The organism is Mesorhizobium sp. ORM8.1 (assembly GCF_053005525.2).
The window spans coordinates 2,013,713-2,028,714 of the sequence record NZ_CM132600.1 but is presented as its reverse complement, the minus strand read 5'-3'; the positions used below and the strand labels follow the sequence as shown (position 1 = coordinate 2,028,714).

At 64.7% G+C, this 15,002-nt stretch carries 14 protein-coding genes and 2 pseudogenes; 3 read left to right on the top strand and 13 right to left on the bottom strand.

The features are described 5' to 3' along the window. The first annotated feature begins 66 nt into the window (after positions 1-66). Positions 67-570 carry a hypothetical protein gene (locus ACVDG8_RS10590; protein WP_447254660.1) on the top strand — a complete coding sequence of 168 codons (504 nt, stop codon included), beginning with the start codon at positions 67-69 and terminating at the stop codon, positions 568-570. Here ACVDG8_RS10590 and ACVDG8_RS10585 read toward each other — a convergent pair whose 3' ends face one another. The 9 genes and pseudogenes from ACVDG8_RS10585 to ACVDG8_RS10545 all read right to left on the bottom strand — a co-directional run bounded on the left by ACVDG8_RS10585 (position 571) and on the right by ACVDG8_RS10545 (position 9,968). Next, entirely contained in the window at positions 571-1,458 is an 888-nt protein-coding gene (locus tag ACVDG8_RS10585; protein WP_447257299.1) for an intradiol ring-cleavage dioxygenase, read from the bottom strand. Further along, a pseudogene (locus ACVDG8_RS10580) lies at positions 1,458-3,222 on the bottom strand (FAD-dependent oxidoreductase). The gene ACVDG8_RS10585 and the pseudogene ACVDG8_RS10580 overlap by 1 nt, the downstream one beginning before the upstream one ends. Continuing rightward, the gene (locus ACVDG8_RS10575) at positions 3,215-4,303 is read right to left on the bottom strand and encodes a branched-chain amino acid ABC transporter permease (protein WP_447254658.1); all 1,089 of its coding nucleotides are present in this window, start codon (positions 4,301-4,303) and stop codon (positions 3,215-3,217) included. The pseudogene ACVDG8_RS10580 and the gene ACVDG8_RS10575 overlap by 8 nt, the downstream one beginning before the upstream one ends. Before the next feature lies 1 nt (position 4,304). Continuing rightward, positions 4,305-5,168 carry a branched-chain amino acid ABC transporter permease gene (locus ACVDG8_RS10570; protein WP_447254657.1) on the bottom strand — a complete coding sequence of 288 codons (864 nt, stop codon included), beginning with the start codon at positions 5,166-5,168 and terminating at the stop codon, positions 4,305-4,307. Continuing rightward, a pseudogene (locus ACVDG8_RS10565) lies at positions 5,165-5,874 on the bottom strand (ABC transporter ATP-binding protein). Before ACVDG8_RS10565 ends, ACVDG8_RS10570 begins: the two are co-directional and overlap by 4 nt. Next, positions 5,874-6,593, bottom strand: a complete 720-nt coding sequence (locus tag ACVDG8_RS10560; protein ID WP_447254656.1) for an ABC transporter ATP-binding protein — start codon at positions 6,591-6,593, stop codon at positions 5,874-5,876. Before ACVDG8_RS10560 ends, ACVDG8_RS10565 begins: the two are co-directional and overlap by 1 nt. A gap of 165 nt (positions 6,594-6,758) precedes the next feature. Continuing rightward, positions 6,759-8,036, bottom strand: a complete 1,278-nt coding sequence (locus ACVDG8_RS10555; protein ID WP_447254655.1) for an ABC transporter substrate-binding protein — start codon at positions 8,034-8,036, stop codon at positions 6,759-6,761. Between the two features lie 22 nt (positions 8,037-8,058). Further along, positions 8,059-9,117, bottom strand: coding sequence for a maleylacetate reductase (locus ACVDG8_RS10550; RefSeq protein WP_447254654.1), 1,059 nt, complete (start codon positions 9,115-9,117; stop codon positions 8,059-8,061). Further along, complete coding sequence (locus tag ACVDG8_RS10545) at positions 9,114-9,968, bottom strand: dioxygenase family protein (protein WP_447254653.1); 855 nt, start codon at positions 9,966-9,968, stop codon at positions 9,114-9,116. Before ACVDG8_RS10545 ends, ACVDG8_RS10550 begins: the two co-directional genes overlap by 4 nt. Before the next feature lie 78 nt (positions 9,969-10,046). On the opposite strand from ACVDG8_RS10545, the gene ACVDG8_RS10540 reads away from it, so the two are divergent. Beyond that, the gene (locus ACVDG8_RS10540; protein ID WP_447254652.1) at positions 10,047-10,997 is read left to right on the top strand and encodes a LysR family transcriptional regulator; all 951 of its coding nucleotides are present in this window, start codon (positions 10,047-10,049) and stop codon (positions 10,995-10,997) included. A 3-nt stretch (positions 10,998-11,000) separates the two neighbouring features. Here ACVDG8_RS10540 and ACVDG8_RS10535 read toward each other — a convergent pair whose 3' ends face one another. Beyond that, on the bottom strand, positions 11,001-11,540 hold the full coding sequence (locus ACVDG8_RS10535) for an Lrp/AsnC family transcriptional regulator (RefSeq protein ID WP_447254651.1): 540 nt from the start codon (positions 11,538-11,540) through the stop codon (positions 11,001-11,003). A 48-nt stretch (positions 11,541-11,588) separates the two neighbouring features. Between ACVDG8_RS10535 and ACVDG8_RS10530 the strand changes: the two genes are divergently transcribed. Then, positions 11,589-12,767 (top strand): MFS transporter, encoded by a 1,179-nt coding sequence (locus ACVDG8_RS10530; RefSeq protein ID WP_447254650.1) that lies wholly within the window; start codon positions 11,589-11,591, stop codon positions 12,765-12,767. Between the two features lie 12 nt (positions 12,768-12,779). Here the strand turns inward: ACVDG8_RS10530 and ACVDG8_RS10525 are convergent, their stop codons facing one another. From ACVDG8_RS10525 to ACVDG8_RS10515, 3 genes are all read right to left on the bottom strand, one after another. Next, on the bottom strand, positions 12,780-13,733 hold the full coding sequence (locus ACVDG8_RS10525; protein ID WP_447254649.1) for a sigma-70 family RNA polymerase sigma factor: 954 nt from the start codon (positions 13,731-13,733) through the stop codon (positions 12,780-12,782). Between the two features lies 1 nt (position 13,734). Continuing rightward, positions 13,735-14,154: a GFA family protein gene (locus ACVDG8_RS10520; RefSeq protein ID WP_447254648.1), complete on the bottom strand. Its 420-nt coding sequence runs from the start codon at positions 14,152-14,154 to the stop codon at positions 13,735-13,737. A 160-nt stretch (positions 14,155-14,314) separates the two neighbouring features. Beyond that, positions 14,315-14,959: a dihydrofolate reductase family protein gene (locus tag ACVDG8_RS10515; RefSeq protein ID WP_447254647.1), complete on the bottom strand. Its 645-nt coding sequence runs from the start codon at positions 14,957-14,959 to the stop codon at positions 14,315-14,317. Between the last annotated feature and the right edge of the window lie 43 nt (positions 14,960-15,002).

The following is a 15,002-nucleotide window of genomic DNA, read 5'->3' as shown; positions in this document are numbered from 1 at the left end:
CATGATCCCGAAAAGTGGGAACCGGTTTTCGGAAAAGATCATGCTCCAACAAAGAGCTACGCAAAAATGTCACCGGCGACGATCTTCAACATTCATCTCGGCCTCGGCTACGTGCCGTGGCTGCTTTGCTTCGGCACGTATATCTGGCCAAGGCTCCAGGCGATGGATCGCGTCGAGGCGCAGCGCGCCATCGCGACGCTGCACAGCTTCCGCTTCTTCGGCTTGGTCTTCATCCTGCCGGGCGTCGTCGGTCCGGATCTGCCCGCGCGGTTCGCCGTCTTCGCTGCCTATGGCGATTTTGCCACCGGCCTGCTCGCCATGCTGGCGCTGCTTGCGGCGAGACGGCCAGCGATCTTCTGGCCACTCGTCGTTGTCTTCAATGTCGTTGGCGTGATCGACCTTCTCGGCGACTACTATTACGGCGTCGTGCTCGACCTTCCCGGCCACGCCGGGCAGTTGGGCGCGACCTATGCGATCCCGATCATCTACGTGCCGCTGCTGATGATCACGCACATCGCCGCCTTCTATCTGCTGGCGCGGCGCGACCAGCGCCACGTCGCGGCGGCGTAGCTATCGGTCGCCCGGACGCGCCAGCACGAAATCATAGTCGACGTCCCAGAATGGACCGGCAAAATCGAGTTCTTTCGACCGGTCCGCATCGTCCACACGCTTGAATTCGGCGAGCAGGCTTTCCTTCACGCCGAACACCGCGTCCGAATTGATATAGGGGTCGTCGGGGTCGAAGATGTGCGTCGTCAGCGTCTCGAAGCCGTCGGCCTTGACGATGAAGTGGAGATGCGCCGGACGATAGGGATGGCGGCCGAGCCCGTGCAGCAGTTTGCCGACCGTTCCGTCATCGGGGATCGGATAGAATTTCGGCTTCACCGCGCGGAACCAGTAGCGGCCGTCGACGCCGGTGCGGAACACGCCGCGCAGGTTGAAGTCCGGCTGGATGCCCTTCTGCTGCACGTCATAGAAACCTTCGTCATTGGCCTGCCAGACATCGAGCACCGCGTCGGCCACCGGCTTGCCTTCGGTGTCGAGGATGCGGCCATGAATCGCCATGTCCTCGCCCTTGGCATCGAGGCAGATGTTGGCGCCCATCGGTAGCTCCGGCGCGTCCGCAATGTGGAAGGGGCCGAGCACGGTCGATTCCGACGCGCCGGACGGCTTGCGGTTGTTGATCGCGTCGACCAGCATCGACACGCCAAGCACGTCGGACAACAGGATGAACTCCTGGCGCCATTCGTTGCAGAGCTGACCGGTTTTGGTCAGGAACAGGATCGCCTGCATCCATTCGTCCTGCGTCGGCTCGATCTCCTTGACCGCCTCATGCAGCTTGCGGGTGATGACCTCCATCACGTGGCGCAGCCGCTCGTCCTTCGCGTTCTTGTTGCGGCCGGTCACGACCTCAACGGAATTCTCTTCGGTGAAGAAACCTTTTTCATGTGCGTCCATCATGCACCTCCCAAGGCCAGAACGGATTTCAGCGCGCGGCGAAGCTCTTCAACCGGATTGTCGGCGATCGCTTCGCGGCGCCAGCAAACATGCTGGTCGGGTCGCGTCAGCACGATGCCGCTGTCGCGCACCTGGCGCAGATTGGCCCAGTCGCCGGTCAGGTCCTGCCAAACCTGGCGTGGCCCGATGATATGCGCGTTGATGTCGATGCCGAGTTCCCTGGACAGCGCCTTGGCGGCATCGGCCCAGCCCTTGCCGCCAATGCCGGTGAAGACGGTGAAGCGGCCCTTGCCGCACAGGTCGAGCGTCGAGGCCTTGGCGCCGCCGTCGCCGAACACCCAGGCATGCGGCAGCCGCGCGCCCGGCCAGGTCGTCGGCTGGTAGTGCAGCTCGGCATCCTTCTCGAAGGCCGGCTCCTTCTGCCCGTCGCTCAAGATAGCCGCCGACCTGTAGCGCTGGTTCATCTCGACGCCATGGGCGTCGAACTCATAGACCTTGTAGGCGATGGTCTCGCGGATTTTGCGCCGCTGTTCCTCGGCCGCTGGCGTGTCGTCGCAGCGCGCGTCCATGTTCTGCTGCATCTTCACCGGGTCGATCGAGATCGAGCAGTCCCAGCGCCTTGAAGATCGGCCCGAACTCCTCGATCGACTTGTTGGCGCGGGTCACGATCTGCTTGGCGATCGGCGCGCGCTCGATCTGGAAACTGTCGAGCAGTTTTGCACCTGCCTTGCCGCCAAGCACATAGGCAAGCTTCCAAGCGAGGTTGAAGGCGTCCTGGATCGAGGTGTTGGAGCCGAGCCCATTGGACGGCGGATGCCGGTGGGCGGCATCGCCCATGCAGAAGACGCGGCCGTTCTGCATGGTTGTCGCGTACATGTTGTTCACCGTCCAGGTCGAGACCTGGAGGATATCGATGTCGAGTTCCGGATCGCCGACCAGATCGCGCGCGACCTTGGTGGCGAAGGCCTTGTCGACCACCGGCGCCGGCTGGTTGATGTCGTAGCCCCAGACGATCAGCCATTCGTTCCAGGGTCGCACCATGCGCACCAGCCCCATGCCGATGCCGCCGACATCGGCGCCCGGCTGCACCACCCAGTAGAGCACCGATGGGCGGTGCGCGACATATTTGCTGAGGTCGGCCCGAAACAGGATGTTCATCGAGCCGCCGACGCCCATCTTGCCTTCGAAGGTCAGGCCGGCATCCTCGGCCACCTTGGAATTGCCGCCATCGGCGCCGACCAGATATTTCGAGCCGATGGTGAAGTCCTTGCCGGTGAGCCGGTCGCGGCAGGTCGTCGTCACGCCATCCGCATCCTGGACATGGCTCAGATACTCGACCGACATGCGTCCCTGCGTGCCGCGCGAACAGGCGGTCTTGTAGAGCAGCGGCTCCATGAAGGTCTGCGGCAGGTCGTTCATATGCGTGGGCGAGGAGAGCTGGTGCTCGGCGCGCGAATTGGGATGCTTGCCCCAGGTCTTCAGCCGGCCGATCTCCTCGCCGGCCAAGGAGGTGCAGAACACGTTCTCGCCCATCAGGTCCTGGTCGGCGGCAAACATATAGGCCTCGTCCTCGACATCCCGGCCAAGGTCGCGCAGCACCTCCATGGTGCGCTGGTTGGTGATGTGCGCGCGCGGTGTATTCGCCAACCAGCGGTAGCGGTTGATCACCATGTTCTCGACGCCATAGGTGGCAAGCAGCGCCGCAGTGGCCGAGCCCGCCGGCCCGGTGCCGATGATGAGAACGTCGGTGGTGATGTCAGCCATGCATGCCTCCCGCGATGGTCTTTGTCGGTGACGCGCCCGTCAGGATGCGACGGACGGGAAAGAGCTGGATTCCGGTGCGGTTCGTAAACAGGCCCCACAATCCGCGCGGCGCCACCAGCATCACCACGATGCCGATCAGGCCGAGGATGAGCAGGTACCAGGAGCCGTAGTCGGCCAGCACATTGCGGAGCACGAAGAAGACGATGACGCCGACGATCGGCCCTTCGATGGTGCCGATGCCGCCGATCACGACGATGAAGATGACATAGGCCGTCCAGTCGGTGACCGAGAAGGCGGCGTCGGGCGAGATGCGCGCCTTCTGCACATAGATCAGCGCGCCGGTGATGCCGCTGACAAGGCCCGCGAGCAGGTAGACGGTCGACTTCATCCAGCGCGGATCGACGCCGACGGCGCGCGCTGCCTCCTGGTTGTCCCTGACGGCGGCGAGGCCGAGCCCCTGCCTGGAGCGCAGCAGCCGATGGATGAACAGGATCGTGGCGGCGGCAAGAACAAGCGCCAGCCAGTAGCAGAGCACGTCGGTGGCTTGTGAGGCGCGCCAGCCGAACAGCTCGGCGATCCATCGGACGCCGAACATGTCGCGCACAGCACCCGAGGGCAGCGAGGTTCCGGTGCCGCCGCCAAGCGCCTTCCATTGCGCGAAGGAGAGCCGCACCACCTCGGCGATCACCCAGGTGCCGATGGCGAAATAGGCGCCTTGCAGACGGAAAACGAAGAAGCCGGTGGGGACAGTGAGCAGCGCCGCCAGCAGCCCGGCCAGCACGATGCCGATCAGCGGATCGAGGCCGAACAGGATGACGGTGGCAAACATCGTGTAGGCGCCGAAGCCGACGAAGGCCTGCTGTCCGACCGAGACGAGCCCGGCGAAGCCGGCAAGCAGGTTCCAGCACTGGGCAAGCACCAGCATGGTCAGGATGAAGAACAGGTCCTGAATCACCGCGCGCGAGGCAAACAGCGGCGCGGCCAAACCGATCGCCAGCACGGCGACGGCAATCACCAGGAACGCCGACGACAGCCGCGTGCGGGTCTCGACTTTGAAGCTCGGCAGCGCCTCGACCGTCATCTCAGTCCACCGCCCTTGGGAACAGGCCGCGCGGCCGCGCCAGAAGCACCAGCAGGAAGGCGATGTGCCCGGCCAGGATCTGCCATTCCGGATTGATCGAGGCGCCGGCGGTCTGGGCCACGCCAATGATGATGCCGCCGGCAAGCGTTCCCCAGAACGAGCCGAGCCCGCCGATGATCACCGCCTCGAAGGCGTAGATCAGCCGCGCCGGGCCGATGGTAGGATCGAAATTGGCGCGCGTGCCGAGATAGAGCGCGGCGATCGTCACCACCACCATGGCAAGCCCGGTGGCGATGGCGAATATGCGGTCGGGGCGGATGCCCATCAGGCCCGCCGTGACGCGGTCGTCGGAGGTGGCGCGAAAGGCGCGGCCGAGCGCGGTGCGGTAGAAGATCAGGTTAAGCCCGACGATTACCGCGATCGCCGACACGAAGGTGAGCAGCGGCATCGTGCCGACATTGATCGGGCCGAACCGCAGCGACGCGGTCTCCAGCGCGCCGACCGAGACACGGCGGCTGTCGGCGGAGAAGCGTTCGAGCAGGGCGTTCTGGATGACGATCGACAGGCCGAAGGTGACGAGCAAGGGCGGCAGGATGTCGGGGCCGAGCGTGCGGTTGAGGACCAGATATTGCAGCGCAAAGCCGAGCGCGAACATCACCGGCATCGCAATCAGCGCCGCGACCAACGGGTTCAGCCCAAGTGCTGTCACCAGCGTCAGGATCAGGAAGGCGGCAAGCACGATCAGGTCGCCATGCGCGAGATTGACCAGCCGCATGATGCCGAAGACGAGGGCCAGCCCAGCGGCGAACAGCGCATAGAGGCCGCCGAGCAGCACGCCCTGGACGATGGTGTCGAGCCAGATCATGGCGTCCTCGCCCCGAAATAGGCGGCATGGATGTCGTCGCGGCTGATTTCGCCTGGCTTGCCGGAAAGCGTGATGCGCCCCTCCATCATGCAATAGACGCGATCGGCCACTTTCAACGCCTGGCCGATATCCTGCTCGACGATGACGATCGAGGCGCCGGCGGCGCGGATCCTTGGAAAGGCGGCGTAGATGTCCTTGATCACCACCGGCGCCAGGCCGAGGCTGATCTCGTCGCACAAAAGCACGCGCGGATTGGACATCAGCGCGCGGCCGATCGCCACCATCTGCTGCTGCCCGCCGGAAAGCGCGGTGCCCGGATTGTGTCGGCGTTCCTTCAGGATCGGGAAGAGGTCATATACGGTCTCCAGCGACCATGCGCCGGCAACCGCGCGGCCATATCTGCCGATCAGGAGGTTCTCCTCGACCGCAGCGACGGGAACAGCTTGCGGCCCTCGGGCACCATGGCGACGCCGAGCGCGACGATCTCGGGCGCCGGCAGCGCACCGACCGGTCGGCCTTCGAACAGCACCTGGCCGGCGCCGTTGGCGAGCACGCCGGAGATCGAGCGCAGCAAGGTCGACTTGCCGGCGCCGTTGGCGCCGATGATGGCCACCGTCTCGCCGGCATGGAGCGCGACGTCGACGCCGAACAGCGCCTGGAAGTCGCCGTAGAAAGCCGTCAGGTTCTTTGTCTGAAGCAGCGCCATCAGACCTCGATCCCGAGATAGATTTCGCGCACCGCTTGCGAGGCCATGATCTGGTCCGGCCTGCCGATGCCGATCACCTTGCCGAAATTGAGTACCAGCAGCCGGGAGACCACCGAATTCAGCGCATGCAGCACATGCTCGATCCAGATGATCGAGGCGCCGCGGCGGTGAATCGTCTGAATGGTCTCGACGAGTTGATGACATTCGCCTTCCGTCAGGCCGCCAGCAATCTCGTCGAGCAGCAGCACCTTGGGCTGGGTAGCGAGCGCCCGGGCAAGCTCGAGGCGCTTGCGATGCAACAGGCTGAGGCTTCCCGCCTGCTGGTTGGCGCGGCTGAGCAGCCCGGTCTCGGAAAGGATGGCGGCGCACTCGTCCGGCACGTCGCTTTCGCGCTTGCGCGCGCCGAAGGTCGCGGCCACCAGCAAATTCTCGAACACCGTCAGTTTCTCGAAGGGCTGCGGGATCTGGAAGGTGCGTCCGATGCCGGCCAGGCAGCGCGCCATCGGCGGCTGCCGCGTGATGTCGGCGCCGTCGAACGTCACCTGGCCGGCATCGACGCGGATGTTGCCGGTGATCAGGTTGAACAGCGTCGATTTGCCGGCGCCGTTCGGCCCGATGATGCCCAGCGCCTCGCCGTCTTCGAGCGCGAACGAGACCTTGTCGGCGACGGTCAGCGCGCCGAAGTTTTTCGAGACGTTGTCGAGGGCGAGGATGGGCATGGTCAGCAGGCCAATGGTACCTTCTCCGCGTTCACGGGGAGAAGGTGGCCCGAAGGGCCGGATGAGGGGCGGCGCGGATTTCTGCGGGGCTGGCGCTGCCCTCATCTGCCTGCCGGCATCTTCTCCCCGTGAACGGGGAGAAGGGCGCTGTATGAACCGCCCCTCTCACGCGATCGCTTCCATCTTGCCGCCGGTCGGAATGTTCGGCGCCGTCTTGTTCTCGGTGATGACCAGATCGTAGCCGCCGCCGTCCTTCAGCCGCCACTGGCCGCCGACCAGCGGCGTCTTGGCGACGTTCTTGGCGGCGAAGGGCGGTAGATTGGCGCCGTTCCAGGCGATCGGGCCGACAATGGTGTCGAGCTTGGTTGCGGCAATCGCGTTGATCACGGCGGCGTTGTCGCCGGCATCGGCGCGCTTCATGACATCGGCGGCGAGCTCGAACAGCGCATGCACGAAGCCGATCGGCTGCGTCCACGGCCTGCCGGTCGCCTTGGTGAAACCTTCCGCCAGTTGCGCCGAGCTGTCGCCGGTCAGCGACGATTTGAACGGATGGCTGGGCGTCCACCAGACTTCCGACGACAGATTGTTGCCGGTCTTGCCGAGCGCCTCGACCGCTTGCGGAAACAGGATCGCCTTGCCGATCGAGGCGACTTTCGGCTTAAAACCTTGCTGCTGCGCCTGGTTCCAGAAAGTGGTGAAATCGGGCGGGATCATCACGCCGGTGATGATCTCGCAACCCGCCGATTTGAACGCATTGATCTGCGCCGAAAAATCGTCGGTGAGGTTCTGGTAGCGGCCGGGATCGTTGAGCGTGTAGCCGCCTTTGTCGAGCACCGGCGGGAAGCCGACGACCTTGTCGCCCCAGGCGTTGCCGTCGCCGTCATTGGGAAAGAGGCCGCCGACCTTCTTGTTGGTTTCGACCTGCGCCCACATGTTGGTGTAGACGGCGATAACATCCTCCAGCCCCCAGAAGAAATGGAAGGCGCTTTTGAACGGCTTCCACGACGTGGGGTCGGCGGGATTACCTTGCTGGCCGATGAACCATGGCTGCCATGGCGCGACGGTGGAGATGCAGGGGACTTCTTCCGCCTGGCAGGTGGTGGTGACCGGATTGGTGGTCTCCGGCGTCGAGGCGACCAGCATCAGGCTGACCTCGTCGTCGACGATCAACTGCTTGGCGACTTCGGCGGCACGGTTGGGATTGGACTGGCTGTCCTTGACGACGACCTCGTAGTCGAGCCCGGCGGCCTTGGTCGCCGCCAGGAAACCATCGATGATGAATTTGTCGGCCTCGGCGAAGGCGGCCAGCGGTCCGGTCTGCGGGCTGACATAGCCAAGCTTGACGGTGGCTCCCTTGGCGAGCGCCGGCATGGCAAGGCCGCCTGTGCCGGCGAGCAATCCGGTGGCGGCGGCGGTCTTCAGCAATTCACGTCTGGTGATCATCTTGTTCTCCTCCCGATAGAACTCAATGCGGTGGGCGTTCCCCCTGCCATGCGCTCTGCAATAGCGAGCGGATGGCGGCGCGGTCGAACGGTCGCGGATTGGGGTAGGGGCTTTTCGTCGCGATCTCGGCGGCGCGGTCGAGGTCGCTTTCCTTCAGCCCGAAATCCTTCAGCGCCAGCGGTGAGCCGATCGATTTCGCGAAATCGTAAAGCGCCTGTCCAGGCGAGCCGCCGAAAATCTCGGCCACCGGCCGCAAAAGCTCAGGCACGGCGACGGCGTTAAAGCCGATCGTGTGCGGCAGCATGACCGCATGTGTCTCGGCGTGCGGCGTGTCGAAGCTGCCGCCGAGCGTGTGGCAGATCTTGTGATGCAGCGCCATGGCGACCTGGCCGAGCACCGTGCCGCAAAGCCATGCGCCATAGAGCGCCTTGGAGCGTGCCTCGGCATCGCGCGGGCTGGCGACGATCGCGGGCAGCGCTTCCTTCAGCGCGCGCATGCCCTCAGTGGCCATCATCGACGTGATCGGGTTGCGGTCCTCGGCATAGAGCGCTTCGGCGGCATGGGCGATGGCGTTGAGCCCGCTGGTCACGCTCATGCCGACCGGCAGGCCGAGCGTCAGCTCGGGATCGTAGATCACCACTTCGGGCAACACCTTGGGGCTGCGCAACGTGGTCTTGGCGCCGCCTTCCGTCTGTCCGAGGATCGGCGTCACTTCCGATCCGGCATAGGTGGTCGGGATGACGATCTGGGCGATGTCGGTGCGGTAGGCGATCGCCTTGCCGAGCCCGGTCGTCGAGCCGCCGCCGAGCGACACCACGCAATCGGCGTTGAGTTCGGCGGCTTTGGCGACGGCGCGCTCGGTGACGTCGACCGGCGTGTGCATGGTGGCCCCGGAAAACGTGCCGACGCACAGCGTGCGGAGCCGTTCGGCCAGCGCCTCGGCATCCTTGGCCTGTTGCGGCGTCGAAAGGACGAACGCGCGGCGACAGCCGAGAGCTTCGATGTGCTCGGCCGTACGCGCCGACGCGCCATTGCCAAAGACGATGCGGGCGTTGCTGCCCTGGTAGGTGAAGCCTTTCATGCCGCCCGCCGCTCCTTCCTTGCCCGCACCATCACGAAGCCGAAGTCGAGCGCCCAGTGCGCGTCCTGCTTGCGGAAGGCGCCGAGCAGTTCTTGCTTGACGCCGAACAGCGCGTCCTCGTCCACGAGCGGATCGCCGGCATCGTAGACATGCGTGCTGATGGTCTCGAACCCGTCGGCCTTGACGATGAAATGCAGATGCGCCGGACGCCGCAGCGGATAGCCGATGCCGCCGAGCATCTCGCCGACCGGTCCGTCGGCCGGCACAGCGTAGCCGCAGGGCCTGACGGTCCGGTAGTGGAAGGAGCCGTCCTTGCCGGTCTCGAACACGCCGCGCAGGTTGAATTCCGGCTGCAGGTCGGGCTGCTGGTTCTCGTAAAAACCCTGAGCGTTGGCCTGCCAGGTTTCGATGGTGGCAGCAGCGACCGGCTCGCCGTCGAGATCGGTGACGCGGCCTTGGACCCGCAGCGGCTCACCCTTGCCGTCGAGCGAGATGTTGGCGCCAAGCGGCAGGCGCGGCGCATCGGCGCGATAGAAAGGCCCGCGCACCGTGTTGGGGGTGGCGCCTTTCGGCCGGCGCGAATTAATCTCCTCGATCAAGGCGGTGACGCCGAGCAGATCGGACAACAGCACCCATTCCTGCCGCTTGTCGTCGCTGGCGTGGCCGACCTCGGTGAGAAATTTGATGGCGTGCCGCCAGTCCTCGGCGGTGGGGCGGGTTTCGCGCACCGCAAGATGCAGATGCTCGACCAGCGAAACGAGGAATTTCGGCAGCGCTCCGTCGGCGCGCCGCTTCAGCCGCTCGACGACAAGCTCGGCCGAACTCGCCTCGTTGAACCAGGTGCCTGCCATGCTTCCTCCTGGGAAGAAGCTAGCAGCTCATCACGTAGCGCTTGATGATTTCTCGGCGACTTAATATAGCAATTTGCTATGAAGATCGACGAACGTCATCTCGTGCAGCTGGCCGCCGTAGTCCAGGCCGGCGGCGTCACCGAGGGCGCGGCCATGCTCGGTCTGACGCAGCCGGCGGTTTCGCGCACGCTGTCCATGCTGGAGAAACGGCTCGGCGAGCCGCTGTTTGCGAAGGGCCGGCGGCCGTTGCAGCCGACGCCGCTCGGGCGTGCGCTGGCCGACCACGGCCAGGCGATGCTGGTGGCCTCGCGCAAGGCCTCGACACTGGTCGAACGCTTTCGCCAGGGCCGCACTGGCGTGGTCCGTGTTGGCGGCACGCCCTTCTTCATGGACGCGCTGATCTCCGGCATGATCGCGGAGTTCCAGAATGGATCGCCTGATGTCCGCATCGACCAGAGCTACGGCTATCTGCCGGACCTGCGCGAGGCGCTCAACGCCGACCGCATCGACCTCGCCATCTGCCCGATCGACATGCTCGACGAAGGCTCGGGCATGCGCTTCCAGGAAATCCTTCCCGGACGCAACGTCGTCGCTTGCCGCTCCACGCATCCACTGCTTTTGAAGCGCAAGCTCAATCCGGCCGAGTTGCTCGACTATCCCTGGATCGCGCCGCCGCCGGGCAGCCCGCTGCTTGCCGATTTGCGCAGCCTGGCGCTGTCGCTCGGCGCGACGGAGATTAAGATCCGCTATGCCGGCGGCTCGCTGACCAGCGCAGTCAATTACATGAAAGCGAGCGATGCGCTCACCATCCTGCCGCACAGCGTCGTCTTTGCCTTTCGCACGGAAAAGGCGATCACCGCGCTGCCGGTCAACATCCCGCATCCCGAACGCGCGCTTGGCCTGCTCTATCGCACAGAGGATCTGCGCGCCCCGGCGGTCGAAGCGTTTTCGGCCCATATCCGCAAGAGCTTCGAAAACCTGAAGCACCTGATCAAGCGCCACGAGCAGGCCGTGGTCTGGGGACTGTGAGGCCTAGTACATCGGGTTTGCCATGTGCTTCGGCGCCGGCCACTCCGCCGTGATCTCCGGCTGCACCGGGCGCTCGAGATAGGTCGACAGCACCACATAGCTGCGCGTCGAGGTGACGCCCGGCGTGTCGTAGAGCCGCGCCAGCAGGCCTTCGAGCGCCCGCGTGTCCTCGGTGCGCACCTTGAGCAGCATGCAGGTGTCGCCGGCGACCGTATGGATCTCCTCGACTTCCGGATATTTTGAGACCGCCATCAACTCCGGCGTCTTGCCCCAGCCCCTGGTGTCGATATGCACGAAGGCCAGCAGCGGCTTCTTCACCGCGCGCGGATCGATGATCGCCGAAGTGCCGCGGATGGCGCCGCCGCGCTTGAGCCGCTTGACCCGCTCATGCGCCGCCGGCGGCGACAGGCCGACGCGCTCGCCGAGATCAGCGTAGCTGATGGTCGCGTCCTCGACCAGCACGCCTAATATTTTTCGGTCTATGGCGTCGAGGTCTCGGGTCGATGGCCTGTTCCGCTGAATGTCATCTGTTTCTGCGTCCATATGGAAATTCTCCATTGATGCTGAATTTAATTCGGCAATTATGCTCATATGTCGAACAGCGATCAATCAGCAATTCTGACAGCATCGTCGCGCGCGGCAATCCCGGCGGCGGCCTATCTGCTGACCGGCTGCATCGCCGTCATCGGCTCCAATTCCCTGGTTCTGGGGCCGATTGCGCCGGCGGTGGCGCAGTCTTTCGGCACCAGCGTGCCGGCCGTGATGACAGCGGCGGCGGCCTTCGGTCTCGGCACCTCGGCCAGCGCGCTGTTTCTTGCCCGCTACATCGACAGGATCGGTGCCCGGCGCATGCTGCAGGGCGCCTTGTTGTTGCTGGCGCTGGCATTGGTCGCCAGTGCACTTGCGCCGACGGTAGTGTCTCTGGTTGCCGCCCAACTGGTCGCCGGCATCGCGGCTGGTGTCGCCATGCCGGCGATCTATGCGAGCTCCGCCGCGATCGCGCCGCCTGGACGCGAGAGCGGCACCATCGGCGTCGTGCTCACCGGCTGGACGCTGTCGATGGTGGCCGGCGTCTCGCTGTCGGCCGTGCTCGCCGATCTCATCCATTGGCGCGCCGTCTTTGCCGCCGTGGCCTTGCTGGCCGCAGCTGCCGTCGCTGGCCTTGCGATGAGCTCGTTACCCGACATACGCAAAAGCGGCCCGGCGCCGTCGCCGCTGGCCGCGTTGGCCGTGCCGGGCATCCTGCCGCTCTTGATTGCCTGCGGCGCCTTCATGACCGCCTTCTATGGCGTCTACGGCTATCTCGGCGACCATCTCCACGAAGGTCTCGGCGAGCCGGTCGCCGCCAATGGCCTGGCGGCGGTCGCCTACGGCCTTGGCTTCGGCGCGGCCGCCTTGCTCGACGGCGTCATCGATCGCCTCGGCGCGCGCCGCGTCATGCCCTTCGCCTATCTGCTGGTCGCCGCCGTCTATGTCGCGATCGCCCTTGCAAGCGGCGGCTTCGGCCTGCTGATCGCGGCGATCGCCGTCTGGGGCCTCGCCAATCATTTCGGCTTGAACGTGCTGGTGATGAGGCTTACCGCGCTCGACCCATCGCGCCGTGGCACCATCATGGGGCTGAACAGCGCGGTCACCTATCTCGCCGTCACCGTCGGCACGGCTGGTTTCGGGCCGCTCTATACCAATCTCGGCTTCGCCAATTGCGCACTGATCGCCGCCGTGCTGATGCTGGTGGCGGCTACCGCCGCGGCCTGGCGATCAGCGCGCTGATCGAGCTCCCGGTCAGCCCATAACAGCGACCGTGCGCGCCGCCTTCAGCAGCCACGGACAGGCATAATAGTCCTTGATCTGTTGGATGCTGCCGTCGACGGCCTCGATCCGGACCGGATAGGCCGGATACCAGCCGTCTTCGCCTTCGTGCAGCACGAGCAGCACGATCTTGTCATCGACCGCGCCGATCGTCACTGTCCAGTTCGCTTTGCCGTTTTCATATTCGACGAAATAAGGCGACTGCGACAACGGGCCCTTGAAGCAATCCGAGACCTGCAATTGCGCGTCCTCGCTGGTCAATGCCCGCACGCCGTCCCAGTCGCGGCGGTTGAACAGCTCGACATAGCGCTGGAGCAATCTTGAAAGCTGCGGATCCTGCCGAGGCTCCAGGCGGATCACTGGCTCGCTGGGCAGCGCGGCCAGCTTGGCACGGCCCCGGCTCAACGCCGCCTTGACGCCGCCGACGGTCGACCCGACGAGGTCGGCAATCTCTTCCAGCGAATGATCGAAGACGTCCTTCAGCAAAACACAGGCCCGCTCTTTCGGCGGCAAATGGATCACCAGGCGTTCGATGGCGCGATCGGCGCCCTGACCAGCCGGTTCGACGGGCAGAACAATTTCGTCGACCGCGAAACCGGCTTCGGCGCGCTGGCGCGCCTGCCGACGGCGCAGGAAATCGATGCAGCGATTGTGCGCTGTGCGAAACAGCCAGGGACGGAGTGCGCCCGGATCGTCGATCTTCTCGATGTTGCGATAGATATCGAACAGCGTTTCCTGCATGACGTCCTCGGCATCGAGCACCGAGCCCGTCATGCGCGCGCAATAGCGGTGCAGCCGGCCGCGCAAATCCGCGACCGTTTCCAGGAACGCGGCATAGCGGACGTCGAAGATCCGGGTGGGCTCAACTGTTGGCTGCATCTTCATGCCATCCGGAACCTCGTCATGCGCGCGCTGCAGGGCCACCATCTTACATCGTCCTGATGTCATCGGGAGTCCGATCGAAGCGATCGTGCCTGCCGTCGGCATACATTACCGGCGCCGCCGCCAGTTCATCCGGATCGACGCCGTCAAGCGCTGCGATCGGAATGGCGATGACGACGCCGCCCAGCATCGGAATATCGCCTCGCGCCGGCATCCGCGTGCCGCAGGTCGAGCAGAAATGATATTCTATGCTGGGCCGCTCCTGGCCCGGCGGAGTCCACTGATACTCGGTTTGCGCTTCGGCTCCGGACAGGAGCCGATAGTGCTGCGGGCCGACGAGCCCGATCCAGGAGCGCGTCTTGGTGCATGTCGAACAATTGCATTTGACGGTCCCCTGGCTAAGGTCGATATCGGCCTCGAACCGGACTTTGCCGCAATGGCAGCTTCCTGCGTAGGTTTTCAGCATTCCCGCTCTCTCCGCGTTTGCCCGACCGGCGCAGTCGCCGGCCTGACTCCAAGACGTATGCCGGCGAGAAAAGGATACGTGCTACCCGACGGATTCTCGCGGTCGGGCAGGCTTGGCCGCGCAGTCATGCCGGTGCTTGCTGTCTGGATTTGCGCCAAGGTCATTTCAGCACGCGATAAGTCAGCGTCACGACGCCATTTTCGAACCGGTGTGTGTCCGTCAGCTCCAACCTGACCAGCGATGGGTCGACATCCTGGAACGCGCGCTTTCCGTAGCCGACCCGCGTCGGCAGGATCGACAGCTGATACTCGTCGACAAGCCCGTTGGCGAGCAACGTCTGATCGAGTTGGCTGATGCCGTATTTCAGTATGTCGCCGCCGCCCTGCGCCTTGATCTCGGCGATACCCTCCGCAACATCGCCTTCGATAAGGGAAGCGTTCCAGCCGACCTCTTTTAGGCTCCGCGACGCGACCAACTTCTTCAGGCCGTTCATGCGGTCCATATACTTGCCTTCAATCCGCGGCCACCGACTGGAGAACAGCTCGTAGGTCACGCGGCCAAGCAGGAAATATTCCGCTTCGCCGGCTTTCTCATAGGAATGTTCAACGGCGTCTCCGACAAAAAAGGGCGACGCCCAGTTCATGGGCGCCTCGATGACGCCGTCGAGCGAAACGAAGCTTCCGACGATCAATTTCCTCACCACAAACTCTCCTGCTGCGTGGGCGATGCCCCTAGGACGTTCGAGGCGGGCTCCGGGATACGTGCCGCGAGAATTTTTTCGGCGCGATGGCTGGCTTGCCGACACCCTGGGTCGTTCGCTATGCCTTGGCGGAGCATCGGCCGGATCG